Origin of the sequence: Sphingomonas sp. SKA58, assembly GCF_000153545.1 — a bacterium.
Taxonomy (GTDB): domain Bacteria; phylum Pseudomonadota; class Alphaproteobacteria; order Sphingomonadales; family Sphingomonadaceae; genus Sphingobium; species Sphingobium soli.
Map to the genome: position 1 here is coordinate 36,069 of NZ_AAQG01000020.1, position 19,920 is coordinate 55,988.

Genomic DNA, 19,920 nt, shown 5'->3' on the forward strand with positions numbered 1-19,920 from the left:
ATGGGAGGACGAAGGCGCGGAGGTCATGATTTGCGGATCGGTTCGATGGTGGCGCCGTCGGCGCGCAGCTGCGTCCAGCGCGGATTGGCGGTCCAGACAACCAGGCCCTTCTCGATGGCAGTGGCGATGCTTGCACAGTCGGCAAGCGTCATTCCGAGATGGCGGGCTTCGGGGAGAAGCGTGCCGGCGATCTCGGCCGCGGTTTCGGTGAAGGGCAACACGCGCAACCCGAAATCCTCGATTGTCGCTTTGATGATTTCCGGCGGGATCTCGCGCAGGGTGAGTACCGCGATCAACTCGGTGAGCGACGTGCTGCAGATCGCGGCGCCGGCGAGCACCTGGTCCTCGTCAACGTCATGCGGTTCACCTAGGACGAAGGCTAGGACGGCCGAGGTGTCCAATAGACCATTAGCCATGCGCCGCGCCCTCCGCGTCCAACGACACGAGATCATCCACCAGAGGCGTGCCCGGGTCGAGGTACGGGGCCAATCTGGAGCGGATGCGTTCAAGCGTCTTGGATGGCTTGCGCACCGAAAGGCATCCGTCCTGCAGTTCGAGATTAAGCGTATCGCCGATGTTGAGACCCATCTCGCGCCGCAATTGGGCCGGAAGCTGGATGCGACCATCGGCGGTGAGTTTGACGCTGTGGATTGCCATGACGGAAAAGCTCGCTCCTTGTACGAAGCGCTTCATACATCGATCGTGCACAAATCGCCAGATCAAACCAAAAACGCAGTCCGATTCCGGTCCCCCACTTATGTCCGAGAATCACATTTATCGGACATAAGTGAGTGAAATCGGAATGGGCGGCATTCTCGTGGTCAACCTAGATTGGTGATAACAGCTTCGCCAAGCAGACGTCGGCCGCAGCCGATTGGTTTGCGACCCGAGCGGAAGAACTGCCCATCTGAGGCTTAGAGTACGTTTAGGACTAGGCAGCGTCAGAATGCAGCCTCAGAGCTCACACGACTTTCGATCATTCCGGTTAGCCATATCAAACTGAACATTGCGTCGTCCCACGACAGCGGCACTACCGGCCGCAAATTGGCGACGCATTGGCGTCGTGGGCACTTCCGTGCGGTGGCACTTGGCCCTGGTCGCGAACGTCGCGAGATCAGGTGGATTAAACCCGTCCTTGTCAACGACGGCGGGGGTCTCCCCGACACGAAAACGCAGATCCATCGCGTCAAGAAGAAGACGACGGATCTTCATTGAGGAAGTCGCGTCGTGTTCCAGCGTGCTGGTTCACAGATTGGCCTAGGTGAACGGCGACTGTGAGCCGGTCGGCCGACGGGTTGACCCTAACGAATTATTTGGCGAGGGCTCTTCCCCTTCGAGGAAAGGGGCGTCGCACGACGCCCCGGTCGGCGCCACGCGCTGCCGCGTTAGGGCAGGGGGGATCCGCCGACCCGCGGCCGTGCCGCTGAGGATCGTCGTGAGAACCAGTTCCAACAAAGGTGGCTATTTCCGATGGCGTTGTGGGTCAGTTGGAATTGAACTTCCATCGTTGCTGTATTTCGACCACAGCCGCCTTAGCAACGCTTGCCTTTTGCGGTCTTGTTTCTGTTCAGAAATTGGGCGGTTGCCTGATGCCACATGTTTTCGCGACATTGCGATCTCCACGCGCCGACTGCGCCAAGCCTCACCAGGGGTGGCTTAAGTGCAGCTCAATGAGGAAATCGCGCCTTACTTCCAGCGCGCGGGCCCACAGACTGACCTCGGTAAATGGCGATTGGGAGTCGCCGGATCGACGGATTAATTCTCGCCGATTATCATCTGCCCGTCAACGCGCTTCCAACAAAGGTGAATTTCGTAGTGAGTCCTGAGCGGATAAACTTCCTGCCATTGATCGCGGAGCGCATCGAAAAGGTCCGAAGGGACCGTTGATGGGGGTGGGAGCAGGGTCGCCCTGCGTTCAGGCCAGCCTTGCTCTGGCGATGCTCTGACCAACGATTTCATCTCGAATATCGCCAATCTTGATGAACAGCGGAGTTATGTACTCTGTGCTCCCGGTGGTCGGACATTGTGTCCAGAAACGCGGATGTCCGTTGGGATCTTCCTCGATGAGAAGCGAAAAGCAGGTCTCTTCAGACGGAAACGTCACGAACCACCGATGGTACGTTGATGCGACAAGGCCATCTTCCTCGACTGTGAAGCCTTGGGCCGTGAGACGGTCAATAATGCGGTCGAGCGCGTCTTTCATGTCGCATTTCCTTTCAGGCATAATGGTCCCGGTCCATGTTTGAACGGAAGTATGTTTCAAGGTCGTTCTCGAGCTCTGCTATCAAGTCTAGTGGGAGATCCGCCGGCCGCGGGCTGTTTCGGATTGGAGACCCGTCAAACTCGCAATTCGGGAAAACAATGGTCCGTCGGTATGCGCTGACGGGGCTGTCGTTTTCGGTCGTAGTATAGATCATCGACCATTGAGCTTCGATTCCACGACTGCTCAATCTATCGACAAGCACGCGTTCGATGCCGAAAAGCAGGTGGAGCAGGCTGTTGTATTTCAGGTCAAGGTAGTCGTAGGTCGGGCGGAGAAGGTCAATTTGCAGACAATCTAACAGGGTCCGATCAGGGCCAAGCAATTCGTTGAAATGGTCTTTGTCGGGCTCGAAATAATAGCCGTCGTTCGCCTCGGCCCGCAGATCACAAAAGCGAAAATCCGGATTGATGTCGGCCCGTGCCCGTGCCTGGCATTCCTCCGGCGAAAGGAAGTGCCAACTCAAGCTGACCAGTCGGGTGCTGTAATCAACTGACATTCGATTAGTCCTCCGCACCAGGTACACTAGATCGCGCCTGCAGATCGATGCCGGTCATCTTAGAAACCTCTTCTCTAAAGGTTGTTCGGCAAGGGCCGTTAACGAGGCCCGCATCATCATCGTGAACGATGAACTCGCCTCCATTAGGTATAACCACGGCCTCTGGTGGCAGCTGGGTCGTCGGTCGGACAGTCGTAAGGCGGCAGGCCTCTGGCGTATAACTCCTGGTTGACGGCCAGGAACGCCGGGGCATCTCTTTCCGGCAGTTCTTCCTCGCAGGGCGTCCGGCCCCAAGTGCACCAGGCGCTATTCAAGTCGTGATCGTTCATGGCGCTGAAATAGCTGGCCCATTCTTTCTCGGTTTTCGGACTCATCGATCTTCCCCTTTCAGATGACGATCTCTGAAATCCCCCTCCCCTTTAAGCACTTTACGCCTTGGCCCTTCATGGTGAGACCGGTGATCACCGTGTTGTGGATTGGCGCACGCGTGCGCGGGCCCGTTCGCGCATGTAGTCCCGGTCAGCCAGCCCCATGATGTTCCTCCACTACGAGCTCGGCCATGCGAGCGATGAGCTTCGGCGCGGCGGTTTGATCGACGGCCCATAGTTCCAAGCGAACATTCCACTGCCCTCGCCCGCTGATGAGGTTGGCCAGCAGGCGGCGGTGGTTTTGGGAACACGCCATTGTCGGCCGTATGGCGACGGCGCCATAGGGTAGCTGCCAGATGGCGATGCCCGCGCCTGAGAGGACCTGTATCGGGGTTTGCAATATTGCCGGCCCGGGGGAGTCCTGCCCTGCGCGATCCGCAGTCAGTTGGGTGCGGGCGAGCTGCCCCTGTCTGGGCGCAGAGCGAAAGTTCGCACAGGTCAGCGAGGCTCCCCTTGTAAGGATGCGGCTCAACCGTTCTTTGAGGCTCAGGAGCATCAGCATTCGCCTAGCCGAGAGTCGCATACCACATTCCGAAGGCGTTGCTGGCGATGTGGATGGCCAGTCCAGGGAGGACGGAACGCGTTCGCAAAGCGCACACGGCCGCGCCAAGGCCAAGGCATAGAGATGCGATCAGGTTTGCCGGTTCGAAGTGCAGAGACACAAACAGGGCAGCCGAGATCAGGGCGCATAGGAGGTGCGGAATACGGCCGATTAGGGCTCCGAGCAGGTAGCCTCGATAAAGCACCTCTTCAGTGAAGGGCGCGATGACGACCGTCGCTATCAGGAGGACGACGCTGCTCAGCGTGTAGCCGGTGCCCGCTAGAGCCCGGCCGACTGCGAGATGGCTCACGGCGCCGCTCTGCCACACGGTAGCCCCCTTGAGTGCAAGTATGCCTAATGGGATTTGCGCGATCAAAAGGCCTGCGACCATCGTGATCAGCGTGCCGGCATTCAACGCCGGGAGGGTGAGCAGGGTTGCTTGCCCGCGACCCGGCTTCCGAAGGTCGATTCCGATCACGCCGAGCATGATCATTGAGGATACGATAATCGTCGACGAGACCGCGAGGCTTGTGCCCGGGGTCACCCCCATGACCGGCATCAGGCCGTAGTGAACTAGAGTCAGGGCGAGCTGGTGAAGCGCGAGCAAGCCCAGGACAAGCCAGACGGATGGGGCACCCGGAGCGCGTTTACGCGCCTCGAGGTGGGTTGCTGACTCGGTTGCGCGCGGGGTGAATTGCTGTTTCGTTTCCATCGGGCCTGATCCGCTCATCCGCAGAACATTGGCGGATAAGGGAGGGGCTGTTCGGGTGCCGAGTAACGCAGCCTTACCGTGTGTTTTTGAGGGCCCGGCCTGACAAATGTCGCCTCGACGGTTCCGCCAAATTGGCCATCCTTCGGTAGCGAAATCGTGAAGGTGCCGGACGTCGCATTGGTGCATAGTGCCCGGGGCTTTGTTGAGCAGAGCGTCACGTCAGCGCGGTGCGGCCCAGCGCCGATCGTCCAGGTTCCTCGACTTTGCTCAAGCGGCTGATCAACCCGAATGTGCAGTGTGGAGGGCTCCGCGGCCAGAGGTATCGCGATCTGGAAGGCCGGTCCGTCTGTAGGCGCACAGGTCGCCTGATATGTGGCCGGCAGCGGCCGACCGGATCCGCTTTCGGCCGATAGTGCAAACGCTGTGGCCCCCGCCAGGATCGCGATCCCAGCGGGGCTCACAGCCCGGGGGGCAGGTCGTGACGGGAGTTTTTCGACTAACGCTGACATGGCCCGGCCTCCCTCAATCCTTGACGGTCTTTTCGTTGGTCGGGAGGGCGTAGGACTGATCTTCCCAGGGCGTCCCCTCGAAGGCCGGCTGACCCTCGACATAGGTGATCCTGGCCGCTGCGCGCGTGCGGATTGAACGGATGATGTCCACCACGGTCTTGTTGGTCCACTTCGATGGGTCACCGACGATCGCGTTGCCGATGGCGCGGCCGATCATGTCGCTGAGCGCTCCTCCCCGCGCCGTGCTGTCGATGCCGTACACGTCCATCTGATAGCCCTTAGAATAGGGAAACAGGCAGAGGGTCAGACGTAGGTTTTGGCTGCCGTGGACCTTCCGGTTGGCGTTGGCGATCCAGATGGCCCCATCGCATTTGGCGACCTTGAATTGCGCCAGCTGCGCTGCGGGCACCATCGCCATCATGCCCGCCATTGGCGAGTTTTCAAAAGGGTTGGAGAGCGTGAAGCGGCGCGGTTGCTCGGGCGGCTGATCTAGGACAATCGGTGTGATGGTCTCAGAATCGGCGATGTTGTTGACCATGCCGTCGAGCGTGGCCTTGATGACCTGCGACTTGGTAGCCGAGGTCTGAATGTCAAAGATGTGGTAGAATTCGTTGACGCGGGCGCTATCGCGCGCGCTTGCCGGCGCAGCCATCGCCAAAGCCGAAACGGCGGCGGTCATAATGTAGAGTGAGCGTTTCATAATATCTCCCGATGCGAAGGTGTCTAAAGAGCAGTCTGCATTGTGTATGTGAGCAGTAAGTGAATAGGACGCGTTCACACGCGGTATTGAATCATCCGGTGCTGTTTTGTGGCGCAGGAGCGCCGGAGATCAGCTGCGGCGCTGATTCCTCGCGCTTGAACAGGTCCAGCTGGCGCGGAGGGGTGTAGACGCGGTCTACTTTGTTCAAACGCGTGAGCGAAATGTTGTAGGAGCGCGCGATCTCATAGAGCCTCATCCGGAAAGACCGGTCGATTGGCTCGGCCGAGCGCCACCATCCAAGCAGTTGCCGACCTTCGGCCGATGAAAGCTTCGGGAGCTTGCCGTTGCGCTGGATCCATTCGAGCGCGTCGTTGCGCAGGATCTCCGGGAAAGAGGTGTCGGTCATCGGAAGGCTCGTGGCCGCTGCTTGCGGCGTTGCGGGGACGGGTTCCCAGAATGAAGGAGACGCACGCACATGGTCAGGCGCGCAGCTGGTCGAGAACGAAAAGGACGACGATGATCAGTGCCGTGGCGCCGAGCATTCCGAGTGCCGTCGAGAGATAGTCGGCGGTTCGGCCGAAATAGGTCCTGCGATAAAAGCGGATGACGCGCGTGCGGATGCCCCACAGAGCATCGGCGAGGAACAGCCCCCCCGTCGAGCAGAGCATGAGAAACAGGAAGGCTTCGATGGAGCCGAAATGGCCTCCGGTTGCGATCGCGCCCGTGAGGTAGATCGCGCCGGCAACGGCCTGGATGGCGTAGCCCGCGTTGAGGACGTCGAGATAGACGCGGCGCGTGTTCTCGCGCCAGCGGGCGTAGAACTGGACGATCGGCCTTCGGCATCGCGGGCACTGCTGGAAGCCCCAGCGTTCGGTCATGGCGACCAGTGGCTGCTCGCAGTAGGGGCAATCGAAATGGTGGGGCTGTTTCATCGGGCTGACGCCGCCTCCGAGACAAGGCCGAGATAGTGGGCGCGGATCGTCACCGGATCGACCTGTTCCCCGTCGACCAGGATGCGCTTGCCGATCATCGCCTCGAGCCTGCCCCCGAAATCCTCGGTGATCAAATTGTAGGGCCCGATCTCGTCGTGCCAGATCTGCAGGCGAGCGGCATTGCGGCGAAGGTAGCCGGTGAAGCGCATGATGGTCACTCGCTGAGGGCTTTCGTCGATTCCGTCCGTCGATCCGCGAGCAACGTCTGAACGGGTTCGGCCATCTGTACGGCAAGCCCGAAACGGATCGAGAGCTGGTTGGCGATCGTCACCAGGCGGTCGGGGCTCGGGTGCTGTCGCTCCCGCGTGCCTTCCCATAGCGACGGCTGCTCCGCCCCCTCATCAAATTGCAGGTAGAAGGTCTGCAGGGGTTCGTCCCATCCGATGACGATGATGGAGATGTCGCCGGCGGAATAGATGTGTCTCGACATGGTTGTTCTCCTTACTGGGCCGGGAGATCCCGCTCCCGGCCCGCAGGAAGGCGTTCACGCTTTCTCGGGGCAGTCGACGCACTTGGTGGCGGCCTGGCGCTTACGGTGCTCTCTGGGGTCGCAGAGGGCGCCTTGCGCAGGGGGCGTGGACCGGCGAGCCTGCTTGTCGCAGTCGAGGTTGGTTTTCCCGCGCGGGCGAGTGTGCTTCTTGGAAGCGCGTTCCATTTCATCGACAACTTGCTGCCAGTGTCGAGCCGGAGTGGCGTCGGCGAGCTGGGTCACCGGCTCGCCCGACTTGAAGCTACTGCCACCGGAATCGAGCGCGCCGATCGGTCGTTTGCTGAGGTCTGCCGGGGGTGCCTGCATCTCCTGTGCTTGCTTTTCCGCTTTGGCGCGATTTGCGGCCGCCTGTCCGGGTGCATTGCGGATCTGCTGCATGAGACGGTCGATCATCGCCTGCGGCGGCTCTTTACCGAGATGCGCGCGAAGGTTTTCGATCACTCGCTGCTCGAGCGGATCGGCCGATGATGCGGGTGGCTGCGACTGCGCGGGTGCCGAAGTCTGGGCGAAGGCTGGCGCGGTGCCGAGCGTGAGCGCGGCTATCGCCGCAATTGGTAGAAAACGCATGGTCATTTGGTATCCTTTCCTTGTCAGAAGCCGTCGCGACGATTTGCTGAATCGTGATCGAAGGCGGGTTGGCTGGTTGATCTGCGAATTGAGGCTCGCACGCCTTTGCCAGAAGGACTGGTCATGAAGTCCTGCGTGGCAATTCCGTTGTTTCGCGCCCAGGTCTGGGCAGCTTGTTCGTCGGGAAACGTCCCGACATCGTCCCACTGAAAGCTCATCGTGCCTCCTTGCTTGCAGGTTGAAGGGCTGCGTGAACCGCTTCCCTCACGGAAATGGCCGTCGGGTATCTGTCGGCGGCCAATCTGATGGTGCGATAGCCAGCGGCCTGCGTGACGCGGTCGCGTTGGATGTCGCGCCGGGCCGAGTGGAAGCGGTCATCGAGTTCGATGAGCGCGAGCACGGCTCCGGTTCGGGGGTTGATCGCGACGAAATCGACGATCTTCTGGTTGTAGCGGTTTCGCCAGCTCTGGGCCTGCGAGCGGTTGAGGCCGCGCGCCGGCGCGAGCAGAGCGCCCATCGAGACCTGGGCGAGGATGTGGGCATCGGGAAGCGCGGAGCGTAGATAGGCGAGCGTCTTCAGCTCGGCCGCGGTCATGATCGGCTTGGCTCGGACCTGAGGGTTCCACAGGGCGGTATTCCCACCCGTCAAGACCAGCTTCACAAGGTAGACGCCGATCAGGATGAGAAGGATCGGAATGACGCTGTGAAGGGGTGCGGGGATGGACACGGTTAGATCTCCATGTCTCGCGTGCGCTCGGGCATGTTGCGCAGCACTTCTTTGATGAAGGGGTCGTTGTGGCCGATATCGAAGGCATCGGTCGGGGTTGGATCGGGGGACGCGGCGGGTTCACGCGCCGGCGCCGTGGTGTCCCCGCGCTCGGGCGCGCGCGGTTCGTCAGCGGGTGCCGGCCTGTCGCTTGAGGCCACCTCGCGCTGATCTCTGGGTTGTGTGAGTTCGCGATCCTCCGGGGTCTTCCCGTCGCCGGGGTTGGGAGTGGGAGGCGGCGTTGGCTCCAGCTCCTTGAGGGATCGGTCGATCTCTTCGAGCTTCGCATCGTCGAGGGATTGCCGCAGTTCTTCGGCCGCGGTTCGATCGAGCGGGCCGCCATTCATCAATTCGACCGAGGAGGTTTTCTCAGGCTGGCTCGCTTCAAGGGTCTTCTCGAGGCGATCGCGATCGTCGGTGTAGATCCAGAGATTGTCCTTCTCGCGGGTCATCATGACGTAGGCGTTCGCGCGCGAGGCGAGCGCGCGGATTTCAGCAGTCATGAGGGCAATCACGTTGGTCGCGGTTGCGCCCTGCGCCTGGTCAGCGTTGATTGCGTAGGCGAGATCGAAATACTCGCCCATCTTGTCCTGTGTCAGGTCGATGGACTTTTCGACGTCCACCCCGTCGACCTTGTGATTGACCGTCATCACGTCTCCGTCGAGTTTCGTGATCGTGGCTTCGGTCGAGCGGAAAAGCCCTTCCTTGTGGTCGTTGTTGGTCCAGCGGATCTTCTCGCCCTCGTGGATCGAGATCTCCTTGGCGATGTAGAGCCCGGCCTGAAACCGATCATCGTTGGTGCTGAAACCGCGTGGGTTGATGGTGTGGATCGTGCCGTCGCTGCGGTCGACGAGGGTCACTTCGGTCTTGGAGACGTCGGCCACATCATAGGAACCTGCCGGCAGCCCGGTCCCTGCGTTGTCGCGAGCGTTCTCGAACACCATGCCCTCACGATAGGAGCTGGTGTAGCGCAGATCCTCACGGGTCTTGGAGATCTGCTCAAGGACGGAGACCTGTCGTTCTGGTCCGGTGAGTGCGCCTTCTGCGCGGAGCAGCTGCTGGGCGGTGATGTTGACCTCGTCCTTCAGCGCGCGGCCCGGCACGATCAGCATGGTCTGGAGGCGATCCGCAGCGGGCATCGAGAGGTAGTGCTCGACGCCGCGGGCAACGAAGTCCTTGTCTTCGCGGAAGTTGGCGCCGAGCAGGTCGAAGGCTTGCGAGAACTCGCCTTCACGCGCGAGAGCTGCAACCTCCACCAGCGCCGGGTTGCCGGCCTGGCGGATGTTCTCCGACATGCGGCGAGTGTCGAGCGCCGAGTCCTGGCCGACCGCGAACAGCTTGCCCTGCGCGATCGCGGCCAGCTGGTAGCGGTCCCCCATGAAGACCATCTTCTCGATCCCGAGTTTCTCGGCGATCGTGACCAGGCCGTGCATGGCCCGGGTGCCGACGACCGAGCTTTCGTCGACGATGAAGATCTTGTCCGCCAGTTCGACGCGGGCTTCGGCCTGCCGGTCTTCGCTGCCGTAACGGGCGATGTTCTCGTAGGCGTGGAGGAAAGACTGGATCGTATGGCTTTCGATCTTGGCCGATTCCCCGAGATCCTTGACCATCGCGTTGTAGGAGGCGAGGCCGACGACGGTCTTGTTGGTGTCCGGGAGGCTGGCCGCCACCATCTGCTGAACTTCGGATACGGCCTGGACCATCGTCGACTTGCCAGTGCCGGCGTCGCCCTGGACGGCGACAAACCGGTCAGGGCTCGACAGAGCGTGCCGCGCAGCGACCATCTGGCCGGCGTTGAGCACGATTCCCCCCGCCACCCCTGCCTGCTGGGCCTGACGGTCGAGAAGGCGCTCCTGCGCCTCCGCAGGCGACAGGCTGGCCTCCCCCTCCCCCCTTCCGCGCATGAATCCTGCGATGACCTGCTGCTCCCGCAGCAGGGATTCCGGCGTGGTGATCTGTGTCGAAGGGTGGTTGGGATCGTCGCGTTCGTTGTGGAGGACAAGCTTCTGCTCGTGGAGTTCCGCAAGGCGCTGATCGACACGTTCTGGCGTGACGCCGGGCTCCCGGAAGCCGAGGGCCGTCTTGATGACGTCGGACTGTGTGAACACCGCTTCACGTTCGGAGAGTTTGTTGATCGCTGATGCAACCGCCCACTCGGTGCGCAGCTTTTCGATAGGCATGAACAGCCGGTCGGAGATCGAGTGTGACATTCGGGGGTCGCTGAGGTCGACGTTTGGACCGAGGCGTTCGCCAAGACGGTGTGCCATGTCGACCACGCGGTCGAGGATTGTAGAGCGTTCCTGTGAAGCCTCACGGGCGCTCTCGGCAAAAGCGCGCACATCAAAACCCGCTGCAAGGTTCTTCTCGTATGCGGCTTGCAGCCATGCACCTCGGTCGGAGATTGGCTCCTTGGGGTTGCGGGTGTCGAGGATCACGATGCCGCGCCCTGCCCTGTCTTTGATCCCCAATTCTGCAGAGCGCGCCATAATTTCGCCTGCGCGGGTGCTGTTCAGTTCTGTGATGTTTTGGGGGATTCCGGTGATATCGAATTGCGCATAGTTTCCCGTGGCGTGGGTCTGGTAGCCCAGGTCGCGCACGAGTTGGTTCAGTTCGGCATTGTATCGCGAACCGAACAGGGTGTTGTTTTTCCAGATCGCGTCGTTGTGGAGGGCCTTCCAGCTGCCGTCAGGCATCTGCGTCATGTTGGCGATTGTAACGTGTGTGTGGAGGTGTTCTTCCTGATTGCGGTTGGTGTCGTGGGTGAACGCCGCGTAGGTCAGGTTCTTCGTGTTGACGACCTGGCGGACGCCATCCTTCATAACACGCGCTTGAGCGAAGTATTTCTCGATGTAGGCCATTGTCCGCATGACCGCGGTTTCCTGCGCTTTGAGCAGACGGGCATCACCGCCTTCAAGAGCGAGGAGCGATACGCCTTTGGGGGCGTTGAAGGTGAGATCGACCCCTTTGCGAACCGTGTTCTCTGGGGTGATACGGTCACCTGTTCCGGGATTGATTCCGTCGAAAATGGCCTCAAGCGCGTCGGGCGCTACTTCGCCTTCGAGACCCAGGCGCTCGGCGCCGGCGCCGTGCCATTGGTTCGAAATCGACGTGTCCGGCTGCGAATAGTAATTGTCAGCTGCGAAGTAGCTTGATGCGCCGCTGGACGAGCGAATGGCCGAGACGGTGAGCATGGCTTACATCTCGATCCCATCTTCGCGCGTCGCTTCTTCGGCCGCTGAGATTTGTGCCTCGAGGAGCTGTGCTCGTTCGCTGGAGGTCCGGTCGCGCGCGAAATCTGTCTGGTTCGCGTGGTCGCGACTGGAGTCAGACTGTTGTTGTTCTAGGGTTGTCTCAGGGTCGGTGCGACGCTCTTCGGCGTTGCCGCGCATCTGCTCGACTGGTGCCTCACGCTGTTGCCGCTCGTATTCCTCGAACAGCGGCATGTTGTCGTCGCCGCCCATTATGTCGAGGGCGTCAGTCGGAACGCCGATGAGTTGGTCCGGCTTGGATGTGAGGCCACCTTCCGCGTTGGCGTCGGGGGGTGTTCCGAAGCTGTTGGCAGTTTGCTCGGTGCGGCCCAACTCGTACATCGCTTCGATTGGCCGAATGTTCTGGCGACGGAGGAAACCGGGCGCTTGAACGGGCCAGTCCTTGAAGGGGTAGCTGATCCGAGCTGCCGGGAAGCCTTCGGCAAATTTGACATACCCGGATAGCGAAGGGAGGTTCATCAGGTCGTCAGGGAGAACGAGAGGTTCGACCTTCGTGGTGGGCGTTACGGTCGATCCGTCGCGCATCTTGCTGATGCCGTAGGAGTAGCCTTCGTCCATCTGTCGGACCTCGCGCGAGCCGATGAAGGCCGAGCACGTTTCTGCGGTCGTTGTGTCGGCAGTCGTGAGGATCAGCTTTGTGCGCGCGAGGGCGGCCAGTGTGTTGGCTGATTTCTCGCCATAGGTCTCCGCCAGTTTGTCGAAGCTGTGCAAGCCGAGAACAAACGCGCCTCCATAGCCGCGGGCCGTTTGGAGCCCGTTCTCGATCGCCGGCAGACGGTGCAGAGCATGGATTTCGTCGAAGAAGAACCAGCTGCGCAATTGTCGGGTGCGAGGCATGATCAGGAGCCGCTGCACGGCGATGTCCAGCCAAAGGGTCAGCAGCTGCCTCGTAAGCTGTAGATCGCTGTAGGTGGAACTGATGAAGAGGGTTGATCCCGGGACGTCAGAGGCGAGCCATTCGGTGATCGAAAACCGTTTCCCTGCGTCGGGCAGGAATCGGAGCGCCTGCGCATTGGTTACGAACGTCGAGCGAATCGATTCCGCCATTCGGGCGGCTTCCGTCGAGGTGATCGGCGATGCGATTGTGTTGCGAAGTGATTCGTGAATTGTTTTCAGATCTGCCGTCATCAGCCGTCGGGCGATGTCGCGATTGGTCGTGCGTCCTTCAGAGCGGAGCTTCTCACACATTTCGACAAAAAGGGTCCGTGCAGCTTGAACCCAGAACGGCTCCCCTGTGCCACCATCTGAGGGCACGAGCGCGTTGGCTGCTGCTGTCATTTCCACATAGCCGGGACAGTCGTTGAAGATTGTCCAGGACGGGCAGCGCACATCGAATGGGTTGAGGATGATGTCAGTTTCGGGGTTGTAGAAGCGCTCGACATACTGGCCGGTAAGGTCAAACACGACGGCCTTGTTGCCGCGCTTTTTGCTCTGCTCGATCATTGTGAGCATCTGGACGGTTTTGCCCGAACCGGTCGAACCGATGAACATGGTGTGAGCCATTTCGGTCTTGTACGGATACGGCAGGCCGGCGAGCAGATAGGGAAAATGAACACCCTCTTGATGGCGCTCCCGGTTGCTCATCTTTGCCCACTTTGCAGCTGTACGGTTTGCCGGGTCTTCGCGCTCCCATTCGACGAATGCTTGCCGCGAGTTATAGGATCGCACGTTGGTGTCGAGGATCGTTTGGTCGACCAGCAGGGCGCCTCGTTCGTGGTGATCCTGAAGGATCTCGTTCCCGCGCTTCTTGGAATGCTGGACGAACCATATCGAGGCCGGGTAGCCGATCATTACGGAGAACATGAAGCTGCTGAAAAGTACGTTCAGGAGTCGGTTCCACGATTGCCGAACCTCTGGAACCAGCGAGACGTACTGCATCGTCGTATGCCCAATTTTGCCATTGAGCAGATGGAGCTCCACGGGCTTCTCTGGGTCGAACTCGAAATAGCTCCAGAGCGCCGAGTAGACGCGCATGAAGGCGAGGTAGAACTCCTTGTGGGAGTACCAGATCATTAACGCTGTGACGGCTGACAGCGCGAAGATGGAGAGGATGATGTAGAAGGGCACCTTGAGCCCTTCGCCGAACATCTGAAGCTCGTGAACGAACAGCTGCGAACCGCGGGTAAAGTCGTTGGCATTGCGCTGCACTTTTCCGCGCTGAGAGGCGTGCTTGACCTGGATGTGTTCACGGTTGGTGCGGATATCGTTGGACATCGCTTAGACCCCTTTCGAGCTGGTTGAGGCTCGGCCGGGTTCGGCGGCTACCTTGCCTGTTTGAGCCGGTATGGAGGATTGCCTGGGTGTTGGTTGCGGAGGTGCGTAAAAGGCTCTCAAGCGGTTCTTTGTGGCCTGAAGTACCGCGTCGGACTTCTCCTTAGGAGCGTCCGAGAGATCCAGCGCTGTGGCGGTGTTCAGGTATTCGAGGATCGCGTGCATCCGGCGAAGTATCTTGGCGTTGCCGGTATTGTCATTTGGGGGCACGTCGTTCGGAGACGGCTCGGGGGATAAGCGGGTTGCGGACAGGTTCGCTATGAGTGCTTCTACGGTGCTCGCGATGTTGCGCACGGCCGGTATGGATTCGTTGATTTGTGCGATTTGTGCGCGTGTAGGAGTGCTGTTGATCGGATCAAATTCGTTCGCTTGGAAGCGCTCGAAAAGGCGACGCAACTCCGGCGACAGCTGCAGAAGACACAAAAGACGGCGCACAATCGCACCGTGGCTGTCATTGGGAGAGATCAGTAGCTGGTCGAGAAACTCTCGTTGAGAGTCGTCGAACCGCAGGTTGACCTGGTGTGTCTTTTTCATGGCAGTCCCGTTTGGCGACGGGTGCTGGCATGGATATCGGAGCGTGTATTTTAGGGCGGTTTTCGACGGTTTGCAACCGAACGGTGTTGCCCTTCGAGGGTCGTTTGGGGCGCCGGAAAAAGGCCGTAAAAACAAGGGCGTAGCGGGCGGCTACGCGGACGGGGTGGGTCTAGGCGTTCTAAACGGTTGGTTTTTCACCATTCTTCACGCAACGTAGTGGCGTAAGGTATGCTGCCCCAAGTAGAGCTAGATCGTTCGCCTAAAGCGAGAGACTGAACCGTTCCCGCCACGCTGACGCGCGGCGTCCATTCCGGGGGATGGTTCGAGCCTAATGGCGAACGCTTCATCATTTCCGGCGGCCATAGGGAGCCGCTCAAGTCGTCCAGTGGGTGGTCACCGTCTGCGCGTAAAGGGGCGCGCTGGAGATTGATCGTGATTGACACGAAGTGGCAAATGAGACGATTTCCTGTCGCGTCGGAAAACCTTGAAATGAGGATATGGAAATGACACGTAAAGCTCGCGGATCGATCGCCGCGCTCGAAGAGCGTTTGGTGGCTTTGAAGGCGGAGGTGAAAGCAACGGAAGCGGCCATTGCCGAGGCTCGAGCGAAGGAGCTTCAGGCGGCCTTGAAGGGTCTTCCCGCCGACAAGCTCGCGTCACTCGTGGGGCGCGCAAAGGAGATCGGCTTGGAGCAGGCGATTGAGCGGCTTCAGTAGTTTGATCAAGACGCCGAGGCGCGGGCGTGGTCGCGTTCAGCGACCCGACAGCGAGGCGACTCTGACGCTTCCGTTGCAGTCAGTGTGAGCGCATCCCGGCAAGGCGAAGCTGCGGCATGATCGTCCGCATGGACGACTGCCCAGCGAGCGAGCCGGATGCGATCCGACCGGCGTTGCCTGGTCGTGGTCGAGGGCAGTCGAGGCCGGACCGAAGCGGAGCCGGTCAATCGATGTTCGAAGCGAACGAGTGTGAGGATGAACGATCCTGCAGTTATCCCGTCGGCACGCCGTCGACCTGTCCGCAGGGGCCGTCGTCAGGCGAGCCGAACGATGTGCGCAAAGGTGCGAATGCACCGAGCGGCACGAGGGTCGGCTATGCCGGGTTTGGCGGTGCCGATCGTGCCGCGAGAGCCGCCCCGTTGCGGCTTGATGCCACGCAGGCGAGCCCGGGCGAAGCAGCTGGTTCGCGACGGCGAACCGCTGCAAGCCACTGCGGGCGAGGCCATGATCCGGCAAGGCAGACCGCGCGATGCGAAGCGGCCAATGGGCCGCCAGCGAGCAAGGGACTGCCGCGCCGGCCACTGCCCTTTCGGCACGCCTCCGACCTGTCCGCAGGAGCCGACGTCAGGCGAGCCGAACGATGTGCGCAAAGGTGCGAACGCACCGAGCGGCACGAGGGTCGGCTATGCCGGGGTGGGTCATTCTGATGGTGCCGCGAGAGCCGCCCCGTTGCCGCTTGATGCCACGCAGGCGAGCCCGGGCGAAGCAGCTGGTTCGCGACGGCGAACCGCTGCAAGCCACTGCGGGCGAGGCCGTGATCCGGCAAGGCAGACCGCGCGATGCGAAGCGGCCAACGGGCCGCCAGCGAGCAAGGGACTGCCGCGCCGGCCACTGCCCTCTCGGCAAGCCGTCGACCTGTCCGCAGGGGCCGTCGTCAGGCGAGCCGAACGATGTGCGCAAAGGTGCGAACGCACCGAGCGGCATGAGGGTCGGCTATGCCGGGTTGGGTCATTCTGATGGTGCCGCGAGAGCCGCCCCGTTGCCGCTTGATGCCACGCAGGCGAGCCCGGGCGAAGCAGCTGGTTCGCGACGGCGAACCGCTGCAAGCCACTGCGGGCGAGGCCGTGATCCGGCAAGGCAGACCGCGCGATGCGAAGCGGCCAGTGGGCCGCCAGCGGGCAAGGGACTGCCGCGCCGGCCACTGCCCTTTCGGCACGCCTCCGACTTGTCCGCACGAGCCGACGTCAGGCGAGCCGAACGATGTGCGCAAAGGTGCGAACGCACCGAGCGGCACGAGGGTCGGCTATGCCGGGGTGGGTCATTCTGATGGTGCCGCGAGAGCCGCCCCGTTGCCGCTTGATGCCACGCAGGCGAGCCCGGGCGAAGCAGCTGGTTCGCGACGGCGAACCGCTGCAAGCCACTGCGGGCGAGGCCGTGATCCGGCAAGGCAGACCGCGCGATGCGAAGCGGCCAATGGGCCGCCAGCGAGCAAGGGACTGCCGCGCCGGCCACTGCCCTTTCGGCACGCCTCCGACCTGTCCGCAGGAGCCGACGTCAGGCGAGCCGAACGATGTGCGCAAAGGTGCGAATGCACCGAGCGGCACGAGGGTCTGCTATGCCGGGGTGGGTCATTCTGATGGTGCCGCGAGAGCCGCCCCGTTGCGGCTTGATGCCACGCAGGCGAGCCCGGGCGAAGCAGCTGGTTCGCGACGGCGAACCGCTGCAAGCCACTGCGGGCGAGGCCATGATCCGGCAAGGCAGACCGCGCGATGCGAAGCGGCCAATGGGCCGCCAGCGAGCAAGGGACTGCCGCGCCGGCCACTGCCCTTTCGGCACGCCTCTGACCTGTCCGCAGGAGCCGACGTCAGGCGAGCCGAACGATGTGCGCAAAGGTGCGAATGCACCGAGCGGCACGAGGGTCTGCTATGCCGGGGTGGGCGGTGCCGATCGTGCCGCGAGAGCCGCCCCGTTGCGGCTTGATGCCACGCAGGCGAGCCCGGGCGAAGCAGCTGGTTCGCGACGGCGAACCGCTGCAAGCCACTGCGGGCGAGGCCATGATCCGGCAAGGCAGACCGCGCGATGCGAAGCGGCCAATGGGCCGCCAGCGAGCAAGGGACTGCCGCGCCGGCCACTGCCCTTTCGGCACGCCTCCGACCTGTCCGCAGGAGCCGACGTCAGGCGAGCCGAACGATGTGCGCAAAGGTGCGAACGCACCGAGCGGCACGAGGGTCGGCTATGCCGGGGTGGGTCATTCTGATGGTGCCGCGAGAGCCGCCCCGTTGCCGCTTGATGCCACGCAGGCGAGCCCGGGCGAAGCAGCTGGTTCGCGACGGCGAACCGCTGCAAGCCACTGCGGGCGAGGCCGTGATCCGGCAAGGCAGACCGCGCGATGCGAAGCGGCCAGTGGGCCGCCAGCGGGCAAGGGACTGCCGCGCCGGCCACTGCCCTTTCGGCACGCCTCCGACTTGTCCGCACGAGCCGACGTCAGGCGAGCCGAACGATGTGCGCAAAGGTGCGAACGCACCGAGCGGCACGAGGGTCGGCTATGCCGGGGTGGGTCATTCTGATGGTGCCGCGAGAGCCGCCCCGTTGCCGCTTGATGCCACGCAGGCGAGCCCGGGCGAAGCAGCTGGTTCGCGACGGCGAACCGCTGCAAGCCACTGCGGGCGAGGCCGTGATCCGGCAAGGCAGACCGCGCGATGCGAAGCGGCCAATGGGCCGCCAGCGAGCAAGGGACTGCCGCGCCGGCCACTGCCCTTTCGGCACGCCTCCGACCTGTCCGCAGGAGCCGACGTCAGGCGAGCCGAACGATGTGCGCAAAGGTGCGAATGCACCGAGCGGCACGAGGGTCTGCTATGCCGGGGTGGGCGGAAATGACGGTTGGGGCTTCGCTGTGATGGTGCGCGGCATGGGGGTGCCTGTGGGCACCCTCTACGCCGCGTGCCACCTGAGACGCGAGAAAAGGAAAAAGAAGGAGGACGCCGCCAGAGCGGCGCCCTCCGTGGCTGCGTCATGCAGCCGCCCGCTGGTGGCGCAGGGCGAAGGCGTTGTAGGGGACGCCAGCTTCGCGGACCCGGGTGAGCAGGTTCGACTGCAGGCCGGAGCCTTCGCAGATGACCGCGTGGACCGGCTTGAGGTTGATCAGCTGCTCGTTGCGCACGAACCCGGCGCGCTTGCCGAGGCCGCGGTTGAGGGTGAAGCGCACCGTCTTGATCCCGCGCGAGGCGGCCCAGGCGTGGGCGATCTGGTCGCAACCCTTGTGCTGTGCGGTGGTGGCGAGGATCATGTTCGGGATGCGGGCGTGGGCGTTGTCCAGGGCATCCCAGAGTAGTTCGTGGTCGTGCCACTGGTCGCCGCCCGAGAAGATCACCACGGGGCCGGTCGGGGCAAATTCTTCGCGGCGCTTGGCAGCGCGTGCGGCGAGGAAGTCGCGCCCGTCGATCTGGCTGGCGGTCGTTCCGTTGCTGACCTTGGAGCCTTTGATGGTGCTGAAGGGGCGGCCCGTCTCGACGCGGTAGACCTCGCCGGCGTAGTCGCGCATGGCCTCCATCGCCTCGCGGCAATCCATGAGGCTCTGGCAGATCAGCTGCGTTTCCTCGAGTTCGGTGGCGTAGATCTCGGAGGGGTCATAGGTGCGGACCATGTCGCCGAGCTTCTTGGCCGCGTCGTCTTCGCGCTTGGCGATCCGGCCTGCGGTGACGTGGAAGCTGTTGACGATGCCCCATGCGATGTCCTGGGCGAACTCTTCCATCCGGGTGTCGCGGAACAGGTCGAAGACCGTGGAGAGCATCATCTCCATTGCAGCCTGAGCCTGCTGCGGGTCGGGCATGGCGGCATCGGTGGGTTCATCGAAGACCGAGAGCTGCGAGGTGCTGTTCTGCTCGGAGAAGGCAGCGTCGAAGTCCGGAGCCTTGGTTTCGGCTGCGTAGAAAGCGGCGAAATCGGCGAAGTTGTTGTGCGAAGTGGTCATGATGTAATCCTCCAGGTTGTCATCCACTCGATGACGAAGTCCTTGAGGAAAGCGGGCACAGTGGGGTCAGGGACGTTGACCGGGAAGCCGGGAGCGCAGCGGACGGACCCCGGTTAACGCCGCTTTGCGGGGCGCGGGGGAGCCGCTTTTCTCGGCCACAAAGCGAAGCGACTGGTCGTGAAAAGGGGGGGGACCGCGCATCCTTGACGCCGCTCCTGACCGTCTTTTCATCATTGGACTTCAGAGAGAGAGAGAGAGATTAGGGGGCCTGCCGATCGTGCCCCGAGCTTGTCTCGGGACAGGCACGATCGCGCACAGGCGCGCAGTCTTTCGCACGGGCCGCAGGACCGCTAGAAAGCAGCGCGCAGGCCCCCGCCTTTCGGGTCGCAAGAGGCATTTGGCGCAGGTGCCGATGGCGTTCGGACGAAGGACGAACCCGGAGGTGCCGAGCATGTGCCGGAGGCGTCCGAAGTCGGCATGGGGGCTGAAGGCCCTCTACGCCACTTCGGGAATACGTCAGCCGATCGTTACCCGAATGGGCGGAAACCCGGCGCAGACGGGGTTCCGTGAGCTTAGGCTGCAGGCGTCCCGTGAGGGGCGCATCCAGCCTTAGCGAATAGAGCGCGGTGCCCGGCTTCCACCGGAAGACGGGCAGACGCCATGCTGCTGATCCTCAACTTCGATCATCATGAATTC

At 62.2% G+C, this 19,920-nt stretch carries 19 protein-coding genes; 1 reads left to right on the forward strand and 18 read right to left on the reverse strand.

Translation table 11 applies throughout. The features are described from left to right. Window positions 1-23: 23 nt before the first annotated feature. From SKA58_RS00170 to SKA58_RS00255, 17 genes are all read right to left on the reverse strand, one after another. Complete coding sequence (locus SKA58_RS00170; RefSeq protein ID WP_037541891.1) at window positions 24-416, reverse strand: PIN domain-containing protein; 393 nt, start codon at window positions 414-416, stop codon at window positions 24-26. Further along, window positions 409-657, reverse strand: a complete 249-nt coding sequence (locus SKA58_RS00175) for an AbrB/MazE/SpoVT family DNA-binding domain-containing protein (protein WP_037541911.1) — start codon at window positions 655-657, stop codon at window positions 409-411. The genes SKA58_RS00170 and SKA58_RS00175 overlap by 8 nt, the downstream gene beginning before the upstream one ends. Window positions 658-1,915: 1,258 nt before the next feature. Further along, on the reverse strand, window positions 1,916-2,203 hold the full coding sequence (locus SKA58_RS00185; protein ID WP_156784111.1) for a hypothetical protein: 288 nt from the start codon (window positions 2,201-2,203) through the stop codon (window positions 1,916-1,918). 13 nt (window positions 2,204-2,216) lie between these two features. Continuing rightward, on the reverse strand, window positions 2,217-2,759 hold the full coding sequence (locus SKA58_RS00190; protein ID WP_009820306.1) for a hypothetical protein: 543 nt from the start codon (window positions 2,757-2,759) through the stop codon (window positions 2,217-2,219). Between the two features lie 143 nt (window positions 2,760-2,902). Then, window positions 2,903-3,133: a hypothetical protein gene (locus SKA58_RS00195; protein WP_009820307.1), complete on the reverse strand. Its 231-nt coding sequence runs from the start codon at window positions 3,131-3,133 to the stop codon at window positions 2,903-2,905. A gap of 560 nt (window positions 3,134-3,693) precedes the next feature. After that, the gene (locus tag SKA58_RS00205; RefSeq protein ID WP_009820309.1) at window positions 3,694-4,440 is read right to left on the reverse strand and encodes a CPBP family intramembrane glutamic endopeptidase; all 747 of its coding nucleotides are present in this window, start codon (window positions 4,438-4,440) and stop codon (window positions 3,694-3,696) included. A gap of 522 nt (window positions 4,441-4,962) precedes the next feature. Continuing rightward, on the reverse strand, window positions 4,963-5,727 hold the full coding sequence (locus SKA58_RS00210; protein ID WP_156784112.1) for a hypothetical protein: 765 nt from the start codon (window positions 5,725-5,727) through the stop codon (window positions 4,963-4,965). Window positions 5,728-5,740: 13 nt separating this feature from the next. After that, on the reverse strand, window positions 5,741-6,055 hold the full coding sequence (locus SKA58_RS00215) for a hypothetical protein (RefSeq protein ID WP_009820311.1): 315 nt from the start codon (window positions 6,053-6,055) through the stop codon (window positions 5,741-5,743). Between the two features lie 73 nt (window positions 6,056-6,128). Next, window positions 6,129-6,527 (reverse strand): hypothetical protein, encoded by a 399-nt coding sequence (locus SKA58_RS00220; RefSeq protein WP_009820312.1) that lies wholly within the window; start codon window positions 6,525-6,527, stop codon window positions 6,129-6,131. A 50-nt stretch (window positions 6,528-6,577) separates the two neighbouring features. Further along, window positions 6,578-6,799 (reverse strand): hypothetical protein, encoded by a 222-nt coding sequence (locus SKA58_RS00225; protein WP_009820313.1) that lies wholly within the window; start codon window positions 6,797-6,799, stop codon window positions 6,578-6,580. Further along, complete coding sequence (locus SKA58_RS00230; RefSeq protein ID WP_009820314.1) at window positions 6,796-7,071, reverse strand: hypothetical protein; 276 nt, start codon at window positions 7,069-7,071, stop codon at window positions 6,796-6,798. The genes SKA58_RS00225 and SKA58_RS00230 overlap by 4 nt, the downstream gene beginning before the upstream one ends. A 54-nt stretch (window positions 7,072-7,125) precedes the next feature. Next, the gene (locus SKA58_RS00235; RefSeq protein ID WP_009820315.1) at window positions 7,126-7,704 is read right to left on the reverse strand and encodes a hypothetical protein; all 579 of its coding nucleotides are present in this window, start codon (window positions 7,702-7,704) and stop codon (window positions 7,126-7,128) included. A 17-nt stretch (window positions 7,705-7,721) separates the two neighbouring features. Beyond that, entirely contained in the window at window positions 7,722-7,916 is a 195-nt protein-coding gene (locus SKA58_RS19725) for a hypothetical protein (protein ID WP_156784113.1), read from the reverse strand. Beyond that, on the reverse strand, window positions 7,913-8,425 hold the full coding sequence (locus SKA58_RS00240; protein WP_009820316.1) for a DUF2726 domain-containing protein: 513 nt from the start codon (window positions 8,423-8,425) through the stop codon (window positions 7,913-7,915). The genes SKA58_RS19725 and SKA58_RS00240 overlap by 4 nt, the downstream gene beginning before the upstream one ends. Before the next feature lie 2 nt (window positions 8,426-8,427). Beyond that, window positions 8,428-11,655 (reverse strand): MobF family relaxase, encoded by a 3,228-nt coding sequence (gene mobF / locus SKA58_RS00245; RefSeq protein WP_009820317.1) that lies wholly within the window; start codon window positions 11,653-11,655, stop codon window positions 8,428-8,430. 3 nt (window positions 11,656-11,658) lie between these two features. Further along, window positions 11,659-13,947, reverse strand: coding sequence for a type IV secretion system DNA-binding domain-containing protein (locus SKA58_RS00250; protein WP_009820318.1), 2,289 nt, complete (start codon window positions 13,945-13,947; stop codon window positions 11,659-11,661). A 3-nt stretch (window positions 13,948-13,950) separates the two neighbouring features. Next, a complete protein-coding gene (locus tag SKA58_RS00255) occupies window positions 13,951-14,538 on the reverse strand; it encodes a hypothetical protein (protein ID WP_009820319.1) in 588 nt (195 codons plus the stop codon). A 497-nt stretch (window positions 14,539-15,035) separates the two neighbouring features. On the opposite strand from SKA58_RS00255, the gene SKA58_RS00260 reads away from it, so the two are divergent. Then, window positions 15,036-15,254, forward strand: a complete 219-nt coding sequence (locus SKA58_RS00260; protein ID WP_009820320.1) for a hypothetical protein — start codon at window positions 15,036-15,038, stop codon at window positions 15,252-15,254. Between the two features lie 3,010 nt (window positions 15,255-18,264). Here the strand turns inward: SKA58_RS00260 and SKA58_RS00265 are convergent. Continuing rightward, window positions 18,265-19,224: a DUF2493 domain-containing protein gene (locus tag SKA58_RS00265; protein WP_037541916.1), complete on the reverse strand. Its 960-nt coding sequence runs from the start codon at window positions 19,222-19,224 to the stop codon at window positions 18,265-18,267. Between the last annotated feature and the right edge of the window lie 696 nt (window positions 19,225-19,920).